21 protein-coding genes are annotated in these 15,426 nt (G+C 69.9%); 1 reads left to right on the forward strand and 20 read right to left on the reverse strand.

All coding sequences use genetic code 11. The features are described 5' to 3' along the window. Window positions 1–32: 32 nt before the first annotated feature. From ACWGN5_RS34865 to ACWGN5_RS34920, 12 genes are all read right to left on the reverse strand, one after another. Window positions 33–287: a hypothetical protein gene (locus ACWGN5_RS34865; RefSeq protein ID WP_453522413.1), complete on the reverse strand. Its 255-nt coding sequence runs from the start codon at window positions 285–287 to the stop codon at window positions 33–35. Then, window positions 284–544, reverse strand: a complete 261-nt coding sequence (locus ACWGN5_RS34870) for a hypothetical protein (RefSeq protein ID WP_453522414.1) — start codon at window positions 542–544, stop codon at window positions 284–286. The genes ACWGN5_RS34865 and ACWGN5_RS34870 overlap by 4 nt, the downstream gene beginning before the upstream one ends. A 66-nt stretch (window positions 545–610) precedes the next feature. Continuing rightward, on the reverse strand, window positions 611–1,408 hold the full coding sequence (locus ACWGN5_RS34875) for a peptidoglycan-binding protein (protein WP_453522415.1): 798 nt from the start codon (window positions 1,406–1,408) through the stop codon (window positions 611–613). Window positions 1,409–1,475: 67 nt separating this feature from the next. After that, window positions 1,476–3,002: a collagen-like triple helix repeat-containing protein gene (locus ACWGN5_RS34880; RefSeq protein ID WP_453522416.1), complete on the reverse strand. Its 1,527-nt coding sequence runs from the start codon at window positions 3,000–3,002 to the stop codon at window positions 1,476–1,478. Continuing rightward, on the reverse strand, window positions 2,992–3,945 hold the full coding sequence (locus ACWGN5_RS34885) for a hypothetical protein (protein WP_453522417.1): 954 nt from the start codon (window positions 3,943–3,945) through the stop codon (window positions 2,992–2,994). Before ACWGN5_RS34885 ends, ACWGN5_RS34880 begins: the two co-directional genes overlap by 11 nt. Further along, complete coding sequence (locus ACWGN5_RS34890) at window positions 3,945–4,928, reverse strand: hypothetical protein (RefSeq protein ID WP_453522418.1); 984 nt, start codon at window positions 4,926–4,928, stop codon at window positions 3,945–3,947. Before ACWGN5_RS34890 ends, ACWGN5_RS34885 begins: the two co-directional genes overlap by 1 nt. Window positions 4,929–5,038: 110 nt before the next feature. After that, on the reverse strand, window positions 5,039–6,085 hold the full coding sequence (locus tag ACWGN5_RS34895) for a hypothetical protein (RefSeq protein WP_453522419.1): 1,047 nt from the start codon (window positions 6,083–6,085) through the stop codon (window positions 5,039–5,041). Between the two features lie 13 nt (window positions 6,086–6,098). Next, the gene (locus tag ACWGN5_RS34900) at window positions 6,099–6,983 is read right to left on the reverse strand and encodes a phage distal tail protein (protein ID WP_453522420.1); all 885 of its coding nucleotides are present in this window, start codon (window positions 6,981–6,983) and stop codon (window positions 6,099–6,101) included. A gap of 4 nt (window positions 6,984–6,987) precedes the next feature. Then, window positions 6,988–9,387: a phage tail tape measure protein gene (locus ACWGN5_RS34905; RefSeq protein ID WP_453522421.1), complete on the reverse strand. Its 2,400-nt coding sequence runs from the start codon at window positions 9,385–9,387 to the stop codon at window positions 6,988–6,990. A 224-nt stretch (window positions 9,388–9,611) separates the two neighbouring features. Continuing rightward, window positions 9,612–10,100, reverse strand: a complete 489-nt coding sequence (locus ACWGN5_RS34910) for a DUF7426 family protein (protein WP_453522422.1) — start codon at window positions 10,098–10,100, stop codon at window positions 9,612–9,614. Next, window positions 10,100–10,642, reverse strand: a complete 543-nt coding sequence (locus tag ACWGN5_RS34915; RefSeq protein ID WP_453522423.1) for a phage tail tube protein — start codon at window positions 10,640–10,642, stop codon at window positions 10,100–10,102. The genes ACWGN5_RS34910 and ACWGN5_RS34915 overlap by 1 nt, the downstream gene beginning before the upstream one ends. A gap of 12 nt (window positions 10,643–10,654) precedes the next feature. After that, on the reverse strand, window positions 10,655–11,086 hold the full coding sequence (locus ACWGN5_RS34920; RefSeq protein WP_453522424.1) for a minor capsid protein: 432 nt from the start codon (window positions 11,084–11,086) through the stop codon (window positions 10,655–10,657). Window positions 11,087–11,151: 65 nt separating this feature from the next. Between ACWGN5_RS34920 and ACWGN5_RS34925 the strand changes: the two genes are divergently transcribed. Continuing rightward, complete coding sequence (locus tag ACWGN5_RS34925) at window positions 11,152–11,748, forward strand: HNH endonuclease (RefSeq protein WP_453522434.1); 597 nt, start codon at window positions 11,152–11,154, stop codon at window positions 11,746–11,748. Here the strand turns inward: ACWGN5_RS34925 and ACWGN5_RS34930 are convergent. From ACWGN5_RS34930 to ACWGN5_RS34965, 8 genes are all read right to left on the reverse strand, one after another. After that, a complete protein-coding gene (locus ACWGN5_RS34930; protein ID WP_453522425.1) occupies window positions 11,745–12,092 on the reverse strand; it encodes a hypothetical protein in 348 nt (115 codons plus the stop codon). The two genes, ACWGN5_RS34925 and ACWGN5_RS34930, sit on opposite strands and share 4 nt — an antisense overlap. Beyond that, on the reverse strand, window positions 12,089–12,406 hold the full coding sequence (locus ACWGN5_RS34935; RefSeq protein ID WP_453522426.1) for a hypothetical protein: 318 nt from the start codon (window positions 12,404–12,406) through the stop codon (window positions 12,089–12,091). Before ACWGN5_RS34935 ends, ACWGN5_RS34930 begins: the two co-directional genes overlap by 4 nt. Continuing rightward, on the reverse strand, window positions 12,403–12,801 hold the full coding sequence (locus ACWGN5_RS34940; protein ID WP_453522427.1) for a hypothetical protein: 399 nt from the start codon (window positions 12,799–12,801) through the stop codon (window positions 12,403–12,405). Before ACWGN5_RS34940 ends, ACWGN5_RS34935 begins: the two co-directional genes overlap by 4 nt. A gap of 2 nt (window positions 12,802–12,803) precedes the next feature. Next, on the reverse strand, window positions 12,804–13,052 hold the full coding sequence (locus tag ACWGN5_RS34945) for a hypothetical protein (RefSeq protein WP_453522428.1): 249 nt from the start codon (window positions 13,050–13,052) through the stop codon (window positions 12,804–12,806). Beyond that, window positions 13,052–14,062 carry a major capsid protein gene (locus ACWGN5_RS34950; protein WP_453522429.1) on the reverse strand — a complete coding sequence of 337 codons (1,011 nt, stop codon included), beginning with the start codon at window positions 14,060–14,062 and terminating at the stop codon, window positions 13,052–13,054. The genes ACWGN5_RS34945 and ACWGN5_RS34950 overlap by 1 nt, the downstream gene beginning before the upstream one ends. A 19-nt stretch (window positions 14,063–14,081) precedes the next feature. Continuing rightward, the gene (locus ACWGN5_RS34955) at window positions 14,082–14,765 is read right to left on the reverse strand and encodes a hypothetical protein (protein ID WP_453522430.1); all 684 of its coding nucleotides are present in this window, start codon (window positions 14,763–14,765) and stop codon (window positions 14,082–14,084) included. A gap of 86 nt (window positions 14,766–14,851) precedes the next feature. After that, window positions 14,852–15,007: a ribosome modulation factor gene (locus ACWGN5_RS34960; protein ID WP_453522431.1), complete on the reverse strand. Its 156-nt coding sequence runs from the start codon at window positions 15,005–15,007 to the stop codon at window positions 14,852–14,854. A gap of 59 nt (window positions 15,008–15,066) precedes the next feature. Beyond that, a complete protein-coding gene (locus ACWGN5_RS34965) occupies window positions 15,067–15,273 on the reverse strand; it encodes a hypothetical protein (protein WP_453522432.1) in 207 nt (68 codons plus the stop codon). Window positions 15,274–15,426 lie beyond the last annotated feature (153 nt).

Consider the following 15,426-nt stretch of genomic DNA (forward strand, 5'->3'; position numbering starts at 1 on the left):
ACGGCACTTGGCTGGTGACGGGGGCGCCGTGTTCAGCGGGTGGTGAGCTGCCACAGGGTGAGGGCGAGACCGGTCACGGCGACCAAAGCAAGAACGCTCGGAAGTGGCCACCGGGAGCGTTCGAGGGCGTCGAGTCGGGATTCGTGGTCGGCGAGCTGCCGGTCGACTTGGTCACCTCGCTGTACGAGCAGGGCGAGTTGCCCGTCGATCCTGGCGAACCCGGTCTCGACGGTGCCGCGTAGCTTTTCCAGCTCGACGGCGACGGCGGAGGGATCGGGCTCGGTCACTCGTCACGCACCTGACGGTCGAGGGAGAGCAGCTCGTCGTCGCGGCTCGGCGCAATGCGCAGCCACGACGGCAGAAGGGTCTGCACACCATGCAGGGACATGACTCGGGCGGTGCCGCCGGCGACGGCGAGCGCTGCGGCGACCCACGGCAGGGTGGCCGGAATGCCGGACGCGTCGATGATGGCGGGGAGAAGGACGGCCAGGGCGAGCGCGGTCTGCACGACGGTGCGCAGGGTCCGGCGGGAAGCGTCGGTCATGAGGGTTTCCTCTCTTGAAACGGGACGCCCCGCCCGCGAGCGCGGGCGGGGCGGTGGGGGTTGTGGTCAGACCTTGGGGACCTTGAGGGCGTCCCAACTCGCGCGGCCGGGCCACCCGTCGGCGTCGGCACCTCGGTACCCGAGGCGCTGCTGCCACCGGGCGTAGCTGCGTCGGTCCGCCTCGGTCCACTGCGAGCCGGGGCCCTCGCGGTAGGCGGAGCAGCCGACGGCGACGAGTCGGCGGCCCATGGCGGTCACGACCGGCGAGCGCGGGTTGCGCTTGAACCACTCGACGCCCGGGAACGGCTCGTACCTCGTGGCGGGCGTGCCGGTGCCGCCCCCGCCACCCGGGCGCGGGGCACCGCGCTGCACCCATGCGTAGAGCGGCCCGCCGGGGCAGGCGGTCGGGTGTCCGTCGCGGTGGCCCTTGATCTCGGCGCCGGCATCGCCGTCACGGCGCAGCCACTCGACGGCGTCGCGCAGTCCGGCGAGCTGCGCGGCGGTCGGCTCGGTCAGTCCCGAGCTGCCGAGCAGCGCACACACAGCGTAGTGCCCGGTGTTCAGTGCCGCCGTGCCGTTCGCGCCGGTCCTGCGGTGCGCGCCGCGGCCCTCGAACACGTAGCCGTGCGGGCAGACGAGCGCGTTGTACGCGACGTCGCTGTAATCCTCTTCGTCGTTGGCGAGGTGGCTCGCCTGTATCGCACGGACGCGCGGCGCACACTGGTCGTGCGCGTCCGGGCGGCCGAGGGACTCGGGCATGTACGTGCCCTCATAGTGGATCTTCACGCCCCGGGTGCTGCCGATGTAGGCGAGCGGATAGCGGGACGGGCGGGCACCCCACTGGGCGCGGCTGACGAACTTCAAAGGGCCCTCCGGGCATAGAAAAAGCCCCGGCCGTCGGGCACGGGGCGCGGTGTGGCGGGGCGGGCGATCAGGCGAGCGCCGCCCAGAAACGGTTAGATCCGTTCTCCATCGAGGCGAGGGTGAGCGAGGCGGGCGCGGTCGCGCCGCCGGTCGCGTACGAGCCGAACCTGCGGACGGCGGTCAGGCCGAAGACGTTCGGCGGCGAGCCGAAACTCGACTCGGCGACGAGCATCATCGGGCCGTCGCCGGCGGTCGTGTTGTATTGGAAGCGCCACGCGACGTAGTAGAGACCGGCGGCGGCGGAGTAGGCGGCGGTGAGCGGGACCGAAACGGTCGCGCCGCCCGAGTTGTGGACCTCGGCGGGCTCGGCTCCGGCAGTCGAAAGGTCGGCGGTCTGCGCGACCCGGGTTCCGGACGAGTTGTAGAGCGCGGCCCACGAACCGGTGGTGAGTCCGCCCGCGTACCCGCCGAAGTGCCACGCGATCTTGGCCACGGACACCGGCGACCGCAGGTAGACGGCGGTGACCCGAATCGGGCCCGACCCGGGATAGAGCGGGGCGGAGTGGCCGACGGCGGGGTCGAACGCCCACGTCAGCAGACCGAGGTCGCTCGCTCGGAACTCGCCCCCGCCGAGCGCGTCCACGTACGACTTCCGCGCGAGGTGGGTGTCGGCGGTCGGCGCGGCCGAGGTCGACGGCACGCTGCTGAACGTCTTGGCACCCGCAACGGTCTGATTGCCGGTGAGCAGAACGGCAGTTCCGGCCGCCTCGGCGCCGACGTCGGCGGCGGCGAGGGTGACCGCGCCGGTCTTGCCCGCGACCGAGGTCACGGGGATGCCCGACGGCCGTACGTACCGGGCGTCGGCAGCGGCCAGGTCGAGCGCGCCGACATCCGAGGCGGCGAGCACGACCACGCCGGTCTTGCCGTTGACCGAGTCGACCGCGCCGTCGCCCGAGAGCGTCGGGAGCTGCGCGGCGGGCACCTTCCCGTCGGGGCCGAGCGACGCGACCCCGCCCGCCGCCCCGGCGGCGCTCGCGGCGAGGGCGCCGACATCGGCCGCACTCAGTACGACGACCGTCTCGTTCTTGCCGTTGACCGACTGGACGACGCCGGCCGGTCCCGTGGCGCCGGTCGCTCCGGGGTCGCCGCTGTCTCCCTTGGGGCCGGGGGTGCCGGTCGCTCCGGGATTGCCGCTGTCTCCCTTCGGGCCAGGGGCTCCGGTCGGCCCCGGCACACCGACGTAGTTCGGTTTCGTGGGGTCGGTCGGGGCGATGTCGGCGAGGTCGACCTCGGGCTGCGCCCGGGGCAAGAGGACGTTGTACGAGCGGCCCACGGGGATTCCCGCGAGCTGCTCGGTCACGATGTACGCCCATCCGGACGGGTCCAGGTCGGGGGCGTCGGTGGCGGGCAGCGTGACCTCAAACGCGCCCTGCGCGTCGAGTTGCACGGTCACCGGGCCGCCGAGGATCACGTCGGCCTGCGGGAAGGTGAGTTGGGCTGGGGCGCGAAAGACGATCGCCCCGGACAGCGGGACGCCGTTCGGGGCGAGGAACCGGCCGCGCACGGTCACGGTGGGGATGGTGTCAGGAAGCATCGGCGGTGCCCTCCTTCGGCGGGGCCTGCGGGAACGGCGGGGGCTGCACCGGGAGGTCGACGCCCTGCTCGGGACCGGTGGTGTCGTCGGCGTCGGTGGCCGTGAACGCGCGGGCCGCGGCGAGCGCCTGGACGGGCGGGTCAGGTACCTCGCTGCGCGAGTAGGTCCGCCGGGTGAACCCTCCGAGACAGGACACGCGCACGCCGTCGATGCCTGCCTTCTGGCGGCCCTGAATCCGGACGAACACGAGCTGCTCGAACTCGGCGCGGTCGAGGGGGAACGTGTACCAAGCGGTCTTGCTGACCAGCGCACCGGCGTTGGCGGGGGCGGCGACGGAATCGGTCTGGATGTCGGACCAGCTCGCCTCACTGGCGAGCCGGTACTGCACCTTGATCTCGCACGTCGCGCCGGGCGCTGCGGCGAATTCGAGTTGCAGCGTGGCGACCGGGTTATGCGCCTGGATGGACGCGAACCAGCAACCCACGAACGAGCTCGTGGTGATGACCTCATTCGCGGGCGGGAGCGGCTGAAACGGCATGGGCAGGGCCGGCGAGCCGATTCCGCGACCGGACGTCGTGTCGTCACTGATCACGTGATGCCCGGTGCGATCCCAGATGCCCACGGCCTGAGTCCCCGCCCCGCCGAGGCCGGCGTCGGGGAAGGCCCGAATACTGAAAGCGGTCGTGCCGTCCTCGCGCTGCATGACGACGCCCTGCTGCTTGCTCCCGTCCGGGTGATTCCACCAGTCGGAGAAAGCGCCGACCCCGACCAGACCGGTGCCGTCGGGGGCGAGGACTTCCAACGATCCGCCCTCGGCGATGACCACCCTTCCGTTTGAGATCTGGTCCATGCGGGGGCGCATCTGCGCCCTACCGCGTAGCTGCCGTACCTCGCTCTCAACCTTGTTGAGGCGGTCGAGCAGATCCTGCGGAACGAACGGCACTAAGGAACCTCCAAGAACAACTTGGCCGTCTCGGGACGGCCACGTTCGGGCGGGGTGACGGAGACGCCGACGACGCGATACCGGGCGTCGAGGGTGTCGGGGTGCCACAGATCGCGGATGCGGAGCCGGATCGTCGAACCGAGCAGGGCGGGCGTGATCGGTCCGCCGAGCAGCACCTCGACCTCGGGGATCTGCACCGGAGTGCGGGCCGCCGTCCAGTCGGCGCGAGCGTGGGCGTCGAGGGTGGTCTGCCGCTCGACGGTGGTGTGATCGCTCGACCCGTCGAGGCGCGGCCATCCGGCGGTGAGATCGTCGTCGTCGACCAGGAGCGGTGACATGAGCGGAAACGAGTCCGCAGCTTGATTCCGGTTGATGGTCGCGCCCCGGGACTGCCACGCGTTCGCTTTCGTGGTCGCGTCGACGGGCCACGTGTACGTGAGCACCGGACCGGGGTGGTCGAGGACGATGTCGGACGCCCCGGAACGAATGACGGGGTGCCCGAGTTGCAGCCGCTTGACCCGACTCCCGTCGGTGTCGCGGAACGACGCGATACGCCACTCGAACCCGTCCTCGGTGGCGGCCAGGTCGTCGAGCACACCACCGACGCTCGGTAGGTCGAAACGCAGGTACGTGCGGTCACGCGTGACCCCGGACGTGTGCGTGTCGTACGTGATCCGGATGTCACCGCCCTTGGCGTCCTGGGCGTAGTCGACGAGATCCCGCACGATGTCGAATTGGTCGACACCCTCGGCGACGTGCGTCTTATACAGGTACCGGCGATAGAGGTAGCTTTCCCACCCTCCGACTTGGATCTGTGCGCCGAGCCGGCCGCGGCTGTCGCTGGCGAGGGCGAGCGTCCACAGGATGCCGCCCCACCACAGATCGCGACCGCGCTCGACCCACACACCGGTACGCCCCGGCACCAGGGCGCGGCGGGCTCGTTCCGCGAGGGCGCGGTTAGGGATCGGCACGGTGCCGGTCATGCGGCCGGTCTTGCCGATGTAGTCGTCAAGGGACATGCCCTGTACGGGCAGGGAGTCGAGCACCTGATCGCCGCGCAGATCACAGAAGAGCAGCCGATAGCCCGTCGCCGTCACGCCGGTCCGATCCACTGCAAGCCCAACTTGCTGTAGGACCCGGGTACGTTGCTGAGCGCCGCACCGGACCACAGGGACATCTCGATGTAGTCGCCCGCCGCGAGGACGATCGGTCGGGCCGAACCATGGCCCTGCCCGCCGGACGACGACGGCACGTAGTTGAGCTGAACGTCGCCGGCGTTGTTGATCTGGACCCGGGCACGCGCCTGCGTTGCTCCGTTCGGCCACACCTGATGTGCGTAGACGACGTACAGTCCGCCAACCGGTGCCGTGACGCGGGTCGTGGCGGACGACGACCACATGCCGGTGGTCGACATGGCGTCGGTGCCCGTCCACTGAATCTTGATGTAGCTGTTCGCGGGCACGTTGTACGTGTTGCTCTTGACCGTCGAGACGTAATGCCGCTCGACGACCGGCCGCCACGATGCGGTGGTCTGCGACCAGCGCATGAGCTGCCCGTCGTGGTCGGCGTACTGGCCGTCGTAGGCACCGGCGTCTGCGGCGGTGCCGCCGGGCGGGATGCCGCCCGCCGCGACGGTGTACCGGCGGCGATCGGTGAGTGCGCTCGACCAGTTGATGCCGCCGACGCCCGCCGAGGTACCCGGAAGTACCCGGATGTCCCACAGCCGCAGACATGCCGGGGGCAGGAGCGGCGGGCTCGGGGTCGCCGTCTCCTCGCCGATGAACACCTCGACACGGGCGAGGTTCTGCCCGTGCTCGTCGAAAAGCTGGTCGAGCACCCGCAGCACCACGGTGTCGATACGGGCGAACTGCGGTCCGCCGTCGGTGATCGTCACGGTCTGCGGGGCGTCGAGGGCGACCGGGTAGGCGCCCTGTGGGGTGGTGCCCTGTACGACGGCGCGGCCGGGGGCGATCTGTAGCGCCATCGCCCCGGCGCCCGTGGCGGCGAACGGCGCGCCGCCGGGGATCACGCCGTCTCGGGTGCGCAGCTCGGTCTCGGGGGTGTACGTCCCCAGAGGGGCGAGGCGCGTGTCTTCTCGGGTCTGCCCCGTGGGCAGGAGCCATGCGGGGCGCACGGTCACGTCGGGGGTCTCCTTACCAATAGGCGCTGCGATAGCGCACGGCGACGGAAGCGGTCGGGTCGGTGCTGCCGGGGGCCGCGCGGAACGCGAGGGTCGAGGTGCCGGGCGGCAGCGTCCACGTCTGCTCGGGCACGCTGCGAGCGGTCGCGGTGTAGAGCCGCGAGGCGGTGGCGTTGAGGGTGACGGTGCCTGCGCGGGTGTCGACGGCGAGGACGTCGCCGGCGGCGAGTGGTAGGTCGTATTCGAGCGTGTCGCCGGTCTCGATGTTGGTCAGGGACGGTCGCTCGACGGGGCCTCGGAACTCGACGGTCGGGTGCGTGTCCGCATCGCCGAGGTTCGACACGGACAGGGCGCCGGTCGACCCGGGCTCGCCGAACGCGAGCGGCCAGCCAAGCGGCCAGCCGAGACCCGGCTCGGACGACGGAAGACGCCCGGGGGCGACCCGCTCGATCAGGTCGTACCGGCGCGGGTCGCTCGCCTCGAACTGCATCGCGCCGCCGATGGCGACGCCGATCGCGTATCCGCCCGTGCCGACCGGCACGGTTCGCCGGATGCACCGGGCCCACGAGAGCAACGGCGGAGCGTCGTCGAGCTTGATCACGAGGGGCTGCTCGTCGTCGCGCAGGGCCGTCACGGCGGACAGGGCTCGCACGGCGGTGCTCATGCGTCCGGGCTCGGTGCGGATCACGACGCCGTCGAGGGTGATCGTCCTCGGCTCGGCGAGCAGCCGGCCGGGGTAGGCGCCGTGGGCGTCGGAGCGGTTGACGCTTCCCGAGTCGTAGGCAGGTGTCTCCTCCCACCCGGTCAGGGACTCCCACCCGTAGGTGGTGCGGGGGCCGAGCAACAGGTCGCCGAACTGCACGTGTCCGGGGAGGGTGACCAGATCACCGGGGGCCAACCGGTCACCCCCTCGCCTTGGCCTGCCACGCGAGCGCGGCGGCCGTCTGATCGGCCGTCGCCGCACCGGCGTGCCAGTTCTCGATGTGGACCGTAGGGCCCCAACCGCCGCTAGCAGGACGGCCGTTGGCGGGCGCCCCGGCGGTGGCGAGCTGCGGGGCGGCGGGGACCGAGACGAGCTTGCGCATCGTGCGGTCGACAGCGGGCGCACCCGCCTTGATGCCCTCGACGATTCCGGCGGGGATGAACTTTCCGATCTTGTCGCGCATGAGCCGCGACGGCGATTTGATACCGAGTGCTTTCGCGATCGGTCCGGGGATCAAATCCTTGGCCCAAGACATCAAGGTCGACTTGAGCCATGAGCCCATACCCTTGATCCCGTTCCAAAGACCCTTGATCAGATCCTTTCCCTTGTCGTAGAGCATCGAGCCGAAATCGCCGAAGTAGCCCGCGATCTTGCCGGGAAGTCCTCGCACCCACGCGAGCATTTCACCGGCCTTACGGGCGGTGCCCGACTTGATGGAATCCCAATGCTTGATGATCAGGCCGACCAAAGTCCAGTTGAGGAAGAAGTCGACGATCCGGCCCGGGATTCCCTTAACCCAATCGACCGTCGCGTTCCAGATTCGGAGCGTTCCGGCCTTGATCGAATCCCAATGCTTGATGATGAGACCGACCAAAGTCCAGTTGAGGAAAAAGTCGAGGATTGCCTGTCCGATTTCCTTGAGCTTTCCCCACACCCAATCCCACGCCGCCTTTGTGGCGGACACGATCGTGTCCCAGTTGGCGACGATCAACGCGACGATCCCGACCACGGCGGCGATCACGAGCGCGATCGGGCCCATGGCGAGCAGCCACGCCGCAGCCATCCGGGCACCCTGTATCAGGGACTGCGTCCCCATGAGCACCCATGCCGCGACCACCCGCACAGCAGCCGCGGCTGCGCCCGCGCCCTGCGCGATCCACCCCGCGAGCATCGTCGCGTTGAGGGCGACGAACCGTGCTGCTGCGGTAACGCCCGCCGCTGTCTGTGTGGCCCAACCTGTGACGACGGCGGTCGTCGTCGTCCACGCCGTGATACCGAGCGCGACGAGCGTCGGCATCATCAGGACGGTGATCACACCGGCGGCGATCGAGAGCGCCGTCGAGTGCTCGGAGATCCACCCGGCAGACGCGCTGAACGCCCCGCCGAGGGTGCCGAGGACACCGGCCGCCGCCTCAAGACCCGGAACAAGATAGGTGCCGAGGACCCCGACGACCTTCTGCTCAATGCCCCTCTTGAACGACTCGAATTTGGTCGCGGCGTTGTCGTGCATCGCATCGCCGGCGGCGTCCGTCGCGCCCTTAACGTCGCCCAGCGCCTTAACGGCATTGGAGGGATCGAGAGAATACATCGCGCGCTGCATATCCTCGGCCTTGGTTCCAAAAAGGCCGAGCGCGATCTCGGATTGCTTGGCGGGGTCCTTAACGTTGCGCAGCCGGTCGAGGACTTGGTCGAGCGCCTTTGCCGCTTCCGGCCCACCGGTCTGGAAGACCTTTTGCATCTGCTCGGCGGAAAGGCCGAGATCAGTAAAGGCGGTCGCTGTCGTCTCGCCCATTCCCTGCGCCATCAAGGTAAATTCTTTGAGGCTGTCGGCGACCGTGTCGGCGTCGCGTGCGCCGCCCTTGAGGCCCTGCTGCAAAAGGCCCATCGACGTCTGAGCGTCGAGGCCGAGCTGCCGAAATTCCGTCGGATATTCAGAAAATGTATCGAGCAAATCCTCGGCGACGTCGACGCCGTTCTGCGAACCCTTGACGAGTACGTCGAGCGCTTCCTGCGCCGAGTCGGCAAGGCCGTTCTTCATCATCGTGCCGACCGCACGAGACACTCGGCCGACGTCCTCGCCCATGACCGAGGCGGCGCTCGCGACCTGAGTCGCAAGCGCCTTGACTTGTCCCTGAGTTGCTTCGGGAGGGAGCAGGCCGTTTCGGGCAACCCCCTTGATGATCTCGGCGCCGTCCTCGACCGAGTCGACGATCGCGCTCGCGTAGAGATCGCCCGCGACCTGGCCGTACTGCTTGGCGACCGGACCGGTCGCGCCGAGCTGCGCCTCAAGCTGCCCCGGGATCTTGCCCTGTTCGAGCGCCTTCCCGATTCCAGCCATGAGAGCGCCACCGATCGCGCCGCCGATCGCAGCGGCGGCGAAACCTTTCAGCGCGGTCCCCATGCCCGAGCTCGCCTGCTCGGCTCCGTCTGCCGCGCCCTCGGCCAGACCATCGCCGAGGGCGTCGCCCGCGCGATCAGCCTCGGCGGCGATGCGGTCGCCGCCCGCCTGCACGGCCGCGCGGGCGCGGGCCATGCCTGCGTCTGCGCCCGAGTCGTCGATCGTGACCGTGGCGGCGAGCTCGCCCACCATGAGCGCCATGGGGCCTCACCTCCTGCGGTGCGTGCCTCCCGTGGGGGAGGGTTCGGACGGAGGGGTGAGGACCCGCGCGAGGCGGGACTCGGCGGAGAGCAGGGCGAGGACGCGCACTCGCAGCCACCGCCAGGACCGGGCGTGCAGCAGGCCGGGGGTGCCTAGGTCGATGCCGTAGACCTCATGTAGATCCGCCTCGACGAGCGGCCACTCGGCGAGGATCTGCGCCCACGTCAGTGAGGCTTGCGGCCCTTCTTGCCCTTTGCGCGGGCGGGTGCCGTGCGGGTACTCGTACCACTCGTAGAGCCCCGACTCGGGGTCGAGCTCGCCGCACCCGATCGGTTCCGGCGAGCTGCCCGATTCGGGGCCAGACGAGAAGGGTCGCCGGCCGCGTTCCAGTACCGCTCTGCGGCGGTCTTGTCCTGCGCGATCCACACCATGGCGGTGATCGCGGCGTGCTTGAGCGCGGGCCACGGCACGGCGTCGGCGACCATCTCATCGTGGGCCGAGCCGAGTACCTCGCGGTACAGGTCTCGCTCGGCGGCGTCGCCGAGCACCTGCTCGTCGGCGCGCCCGCCGTCGGCCGCCACGGCGGCGGCGTTGATCAGGGCCTGGGTGCGCAGACCGATCTCAGCCGACGGGGCGGGCACGGTGTAGAGGCGCCCGGCGATGGGGAGTTCGAGCCGCTCGTCGAGCAGCTCGTCGAGAGCCTCGAACGCCATCAGACATCACCCCCCGCCTTGAGCGTCTTCGCCTCGGCGGCGGCGAACGTGCCACCGCCGGCGACCGGGTTCGTGATCTCGACGAGCGGACCCGAGCCGGTAAGCGTGACCTTGATCGTGTCGACCTCATCCGGGCCGCCGCCGTCCGGCTCCCACGTAACCAGTGCGGTGCCTTCCTGGGCGTCCGGGGCTCCGTTGCGGTCGTAGTAACGGACCCGTACGTACGATGCGGCGCCGAACGAGCGCGACGCCTTCCTGAGCGCTTCCTGCGCTGCGTTGAACACGCCGGTCGTCGGGTGCGCGCGGTGCGCGAGGGTTGTCTCGATCGACCACGCGAGCATGGTCACGGCCTGCTCGCTCCACCCCTCGGCGTCGTAGGTGGTCACTTCCTGCTGAGTGGGTTCGATCTTCGGAGTGAACTCGGTGACCCCGGGGACCAATGCCCACGCCGGGGTACCGGGCGTCGTGCTCATATCCAGTTCGAGGCGGTACCGGCGCGCGAGCGCGGTCACTGTCTCGGACGGGGGCGTCGGGGTGCTCAACGGCGCCTCCTTCTATTCGAGATGGGGGCTCGCGCGGTGCGCGCGGGCGTAGTAGTTGGCGGTCCGCTCCCAGCGGCCCGAGGCGTCGGTGCCGATCGGGGCGGCCGAGACGCGATAGACGAGCTGCACCGGGACGGCCCCGAACCGGTGCGGGCCGCTGCCGTGCAGCAGCTCGTGCACCTGGTCGTCGAGTGCGTCGACCTCGCGCGGGTCCGCGCCCGCGCGAGTGCGCACCTGAATTCCGGTGGTCGTGTCGGTCAGCACCGGGGAGTCGGTGACGGGGTAGGCGGACAGGCAGATGACGCGGTCGGGCGCTGGGAGAAGGGCGGCGATGGTGATCGCGGTCTCGCCGACGGCGTACGGGCCGTCGGTGCGATACGTGCCGAGGCCGGCGCCGTGCAGTAGGCGGGCGAGGCCGTGGAGCAGGTCGAATGTGTAGTTCATTGGATGAGGTGTCCTAGGTAATGCCTATGCTCTGCGTCATGGCTCAAGGAAGACCCGACATCCCAATGCCCCTGCAACGTGCACTACTTGTCGAGGCGGGGCATCGCTGTGCCATCCCGACGTGCAGACAGTGGCCAACAGAGTTCGCGCATATCACGCCATATAGCCGGGTGCAGGAGCACACCTTTGAAAACCTGATCGTTCTCTGCCCGACGTGTCATTCGCGCTACGACCAGACCAAGGAGATCGACAGAAGGGCGATGCTTCAGTACAAGGCGAACTTGGAAGTTATGAATCATCGCTATACCGACGTCGAGCGCCAACTCTTGAAGACGTTCATCGATGGTCCCCCAGGAGTGCCCTCGCTGAAGCAAATCGCTGAGGAGAGAGCAAAGATGGAAAGGGACAGGGATGCTGGGAGGGGGCACATTAGTGAGTCGGTGTTGCACATGATGGAGGAAGCTGCTGCTCAGCCCATCAGGATTCCTGCGAGCCTCCGTTGGATGATCTCGAACCTCATTGATGACTTCCTTGTCGAGACAGAGGCGGCTGAGAACACTTGGGGAGCTCTTGAAGCTGGGGACTTGCACACGATAGTTGTGCGATTGACAGATAAGGGAGTCCAGTTCATTGAGCGGTGGGCTTCCGCTCAACCGATCTAGTTGAGCGCTCGCTGAATCTGCACGGCAATCAGTGCCCGTACCCCGACCGCGGTCTCGGGAAGCACGCTTTCGAGATACTTCGCAGACCGGCCGGGTGAGTGCCGGGCGGTCATGTCCTCATGGACGCGGGCTGCGTATGGGGTGTCGTACGAGACGGCGGCGGTCATCTGCTGCTCGTCGACCGACGTCGCACCCGAGCGTTCGAGGGTGCCCTCGGCGATCGGCACGCGCTGCCTGCTCGCGGCGAGGACGTGCTCGGCGCCGAGCAGCAGCCCCCGGGCCGCGGCCTCGCGGATCGCGGTCGTGGCGGCGTCACCGTTCCAGCGCAGTCGGGCGCGGCTCATTCGCACATCACCTCCGTGGACGCGGGGACCGGTAGGCCCGGGGCTGTGTGGACTGCCGTACTGATCGCCGTCGTGATCCGGCCGCCGGGCAGCGTCACGCGCGAGCCCGCCGGACAGTCCAGACCGGGGGCGGCGATGATCTGCGCGGTGCTCGTGACCTCGCGGCCGTCGGCGGCGCGCGTCATACGCACGGCCTCGCCGACGAGCGCGGGATGCTCGACGAGCGGCCCGTACGTCGGGCCGTACGCGCCGTCGCCGAGGTAGGGCTCGATGCCGATCCGGTGCCGCAGCAGGGACGGCGGAATTCGGGTCACCACTGCTGCACCTCACCCGGAGTGAGACCGGCACGCAGCAGCGCGCGGGCCGCTCGGGGGGCGAGCTCGACGCCGGACGCGCCCGCCGTCGAGGCGGCTCGGCCGGACAGGCTGACCGGGCCGATCGAGACCGAGTCCCATCGGCTTTGAGCCCCAATGCCGTCGTCGCCAGCGGCGAGCCAGAACTCGACCTGCGCGCACGTCGCCGAGCCGAGCGCGGCGACGATCTCGGAGTCGGTCGGGTCGCCGTCGTCGTCGACCGGGTAGATCGCGGTCAGCAGTGCCGAGTCGATGTCCTCGCCCGCCCGCGCGATCAGTCGCTCGGCGTCAGCCGGGGCAGGGGCGCCGAGCCATGCGGCGAGCTGCTCGGGGGTGGTGTAGGGCTGTCGGGCCAAGGTCACCCCCTCGCGCGGCGGGAACCAGAACGGCCCGCCGACTCGTCGTCTGGCGGGCCGTCCGGCTCGGTGTCGGGCGTCTCGCCCGGCGGTTCGTCGTCGAGGGGCTCGACGGTGTAACCGGCTCCCTGGCAGTAGCCGATGATCGCGACGTCGTCCGTGGTGGCGGTGCCGTCGATGAAGTGGAGACCGCCGGGGCCGTCTCCGGTGTAGTCGGTGACAGGGGCGGTGATGCGCACGTTCATTGGCATCACGCGCTCTTGATGTTGCGCAGTACGGCCGCGGCCTTGGTCGCCTTGAGAACCGGGGCGAGCGGCCCCATCTCGACCTCGCCGAGCTTGACGGCGCCCGAGCTGTTGAAGTCGGGAAGCCACGACTGCACGAGCGGGACCGAGGCGACCGAGGCCCCGTGGAATCCGTCGAGCCCGTACCGGATCGCGTACAGGTCGCCGAGTCCGGTCACGTTGCCACCGGTACCGGCGCCGTCGGGGTCACGGGTCACGAGCCCGATCACGTCGGCGTTGCTGCCCGCCTTGGACTTGAGGTCGATCAGGGGGATGCCGTTGTACGCGACGACCGGACGGCCGAACGCGTCCGTGCCCTTGTCGAGCTGATCGGTCCACGCGGCGATGGCCTTGAACAGCGCGAGCGTCTTCCGGTTGCCGTAGATCACATCCGGGGTGTCGTCCATGGACGCGAGCCACGAGTCGATGTGACGCTGCGCGGCCAAGGCCGCCGCCTTGTCGATGATCGCCGTCCAGTCGAGGAACCCGGACGCGACGCCGTTCGCGAGCGGCAGGTACTCGGTGTCGGTGCCCGTGAGGATCTTCGACAGTCCGTCGAACCCGTTGGTGTCGGTTGCCTTGTCGCCGTTTATCACGGCGTCGGCGAACCGCGCGCGGGCCGCCTTGATCTTCTGGCTCATGTTGAGGGCGACCGCGCCGGACGCTGCCGCGCCGATGCGGGCGATCACCCGGTCGACTCGGAAGCTACCGCCGAGCGGAACGAGGTCGACGGTGTAGCGCTGCGTCTGGACCTCGGCCGGGGTGTACTCGGAGTTGAGGGGGCGGAACTCGGCGTTCGCCTGTGTGATCAGGCGCCGGTACCCGTAAGTGAGGGTGTCGCCGCCGCCGGTCGGGTTGACGGTGTTGTCGAAGGTGAGTCGGTCGAGGATGTCCGAGCTCTTGCGGAACTCGTCGATCACGGTCAGGTCGAGGTCGTCGGTCGCGTTGTTCCGCGCCTCGGCGAGGGAGGTAGGCAAATCGTTTCTCCTTGGCGGGTCAGCCGCTGGTCATGCGGGCGGCGACGGCGTCGTGCAGGGTGGTCGCGCGTCGCTCGCCAGACGGCGGGCCGTTGAACTCGCCGCCCCCTCGGGGCGGGGTCGGGGTGGCGCGGTAGAGGTCGGGGTCGGCGTCCACGGCCGCCTTGATCGCGGCGGTGAGCTTGTCGGCGAACCCGCTGTCGAGCGGGTCGAGGTCGGCGACCGAGGCGAGGAACGAGCGGGAGTTGAGCAGGCGGTCGCCGCGCGCTCCTTCGTCGGCGGCGACCCGGGCGACGGCGAGCTCGACCCGCGCGGTCCGGAGCTCGGCGGCGTGCTCGGAGAGCAGCCGGTCGCGCTCGGCGACGGCGGTGGCCAGGGCGGCGGGGTCCTGCTCGTTCTCGCCGCCGGGGTTGAGTGCCTTCGTCACGGCGTCGAGAGCGGCGCGCAGTTCGTCGCGCTCGGCCGCGACCTGCTCGGCGCGGGTCGTCGCTTCGGCGAGCTGCTGCTCGGCGGCCGGATCGGCGGCCGGCGGCGCGCCCGGGGCGGGGTTCGGGTCACCGGACGGCGGGGCGGCGGGGTCGCCGTCCTCTCCAGAGCCGCCCTTGATGGGCCAGATCGGGCGCCCGTCTCGGCGGTAGCCGAGGGCGCGGTCGCCGGTACGCGGGTGCACCGGCAGGGTGTCGTCGAGGATGTGCTCGGGCATGAGTGCTCGGCCCTCCGAAGGCGTCGTGCGGGCATGGAAAAGGGCCGTCCCGACGGGACGGCCCTGTGAGTGGGAAAGGGGTGCGGCTACTGCTCGGGCCGCGCAGCGGCGGCGTAACCACGAACCCAAGCAGCGGTGAGCCGCGCGTCGTTGAAGCGGGGGCAGGCGGTCGCCGGACGACCGGCCCGCGCGGCGGCGAAACCGGCCTGCCGAGCCCGCAGCGCATCCTCGCGGAAGCCCAAGCGACCACCCCCTAGGCACTGGACGCCCCGGCGGCGGGGGAGGCGCTGCCGGGGGAGCGCTAGTTGTCCCCGGCGGCGCCGGTCTTGCGGACGATCAGCACCACGACGGCGCGGGCGTGGTTGGCCACGGCACGCAGGTGGTCGCGGATGGTCTCCGCCTCCCGCTTGGCCTCGGTGCCGCAGGGCGCGAACGGGTCGGACGCGACGGCGACGATCGAGACGGTGCCCAGCGCGATCGGGATGGACTGACTGATGAGCTCGAACATGGGTTTCCCCCCGTTGAGTTGCGATCGGTGGTGGTGCGCGCCGGGCGCCTCGGCACCTACTCAGGATCACGGCAGGGGAAACAAGATCGCAAAGCGCTTGCCACGCCTCGCGGAGAGCTTTCGGGGTGGAAGGGCTTGTTACGGTGCAAGCAC

The sequence above is a fragment of the Streptomyces sp. NPDC055815 genome (assembly GCF_053616475.1).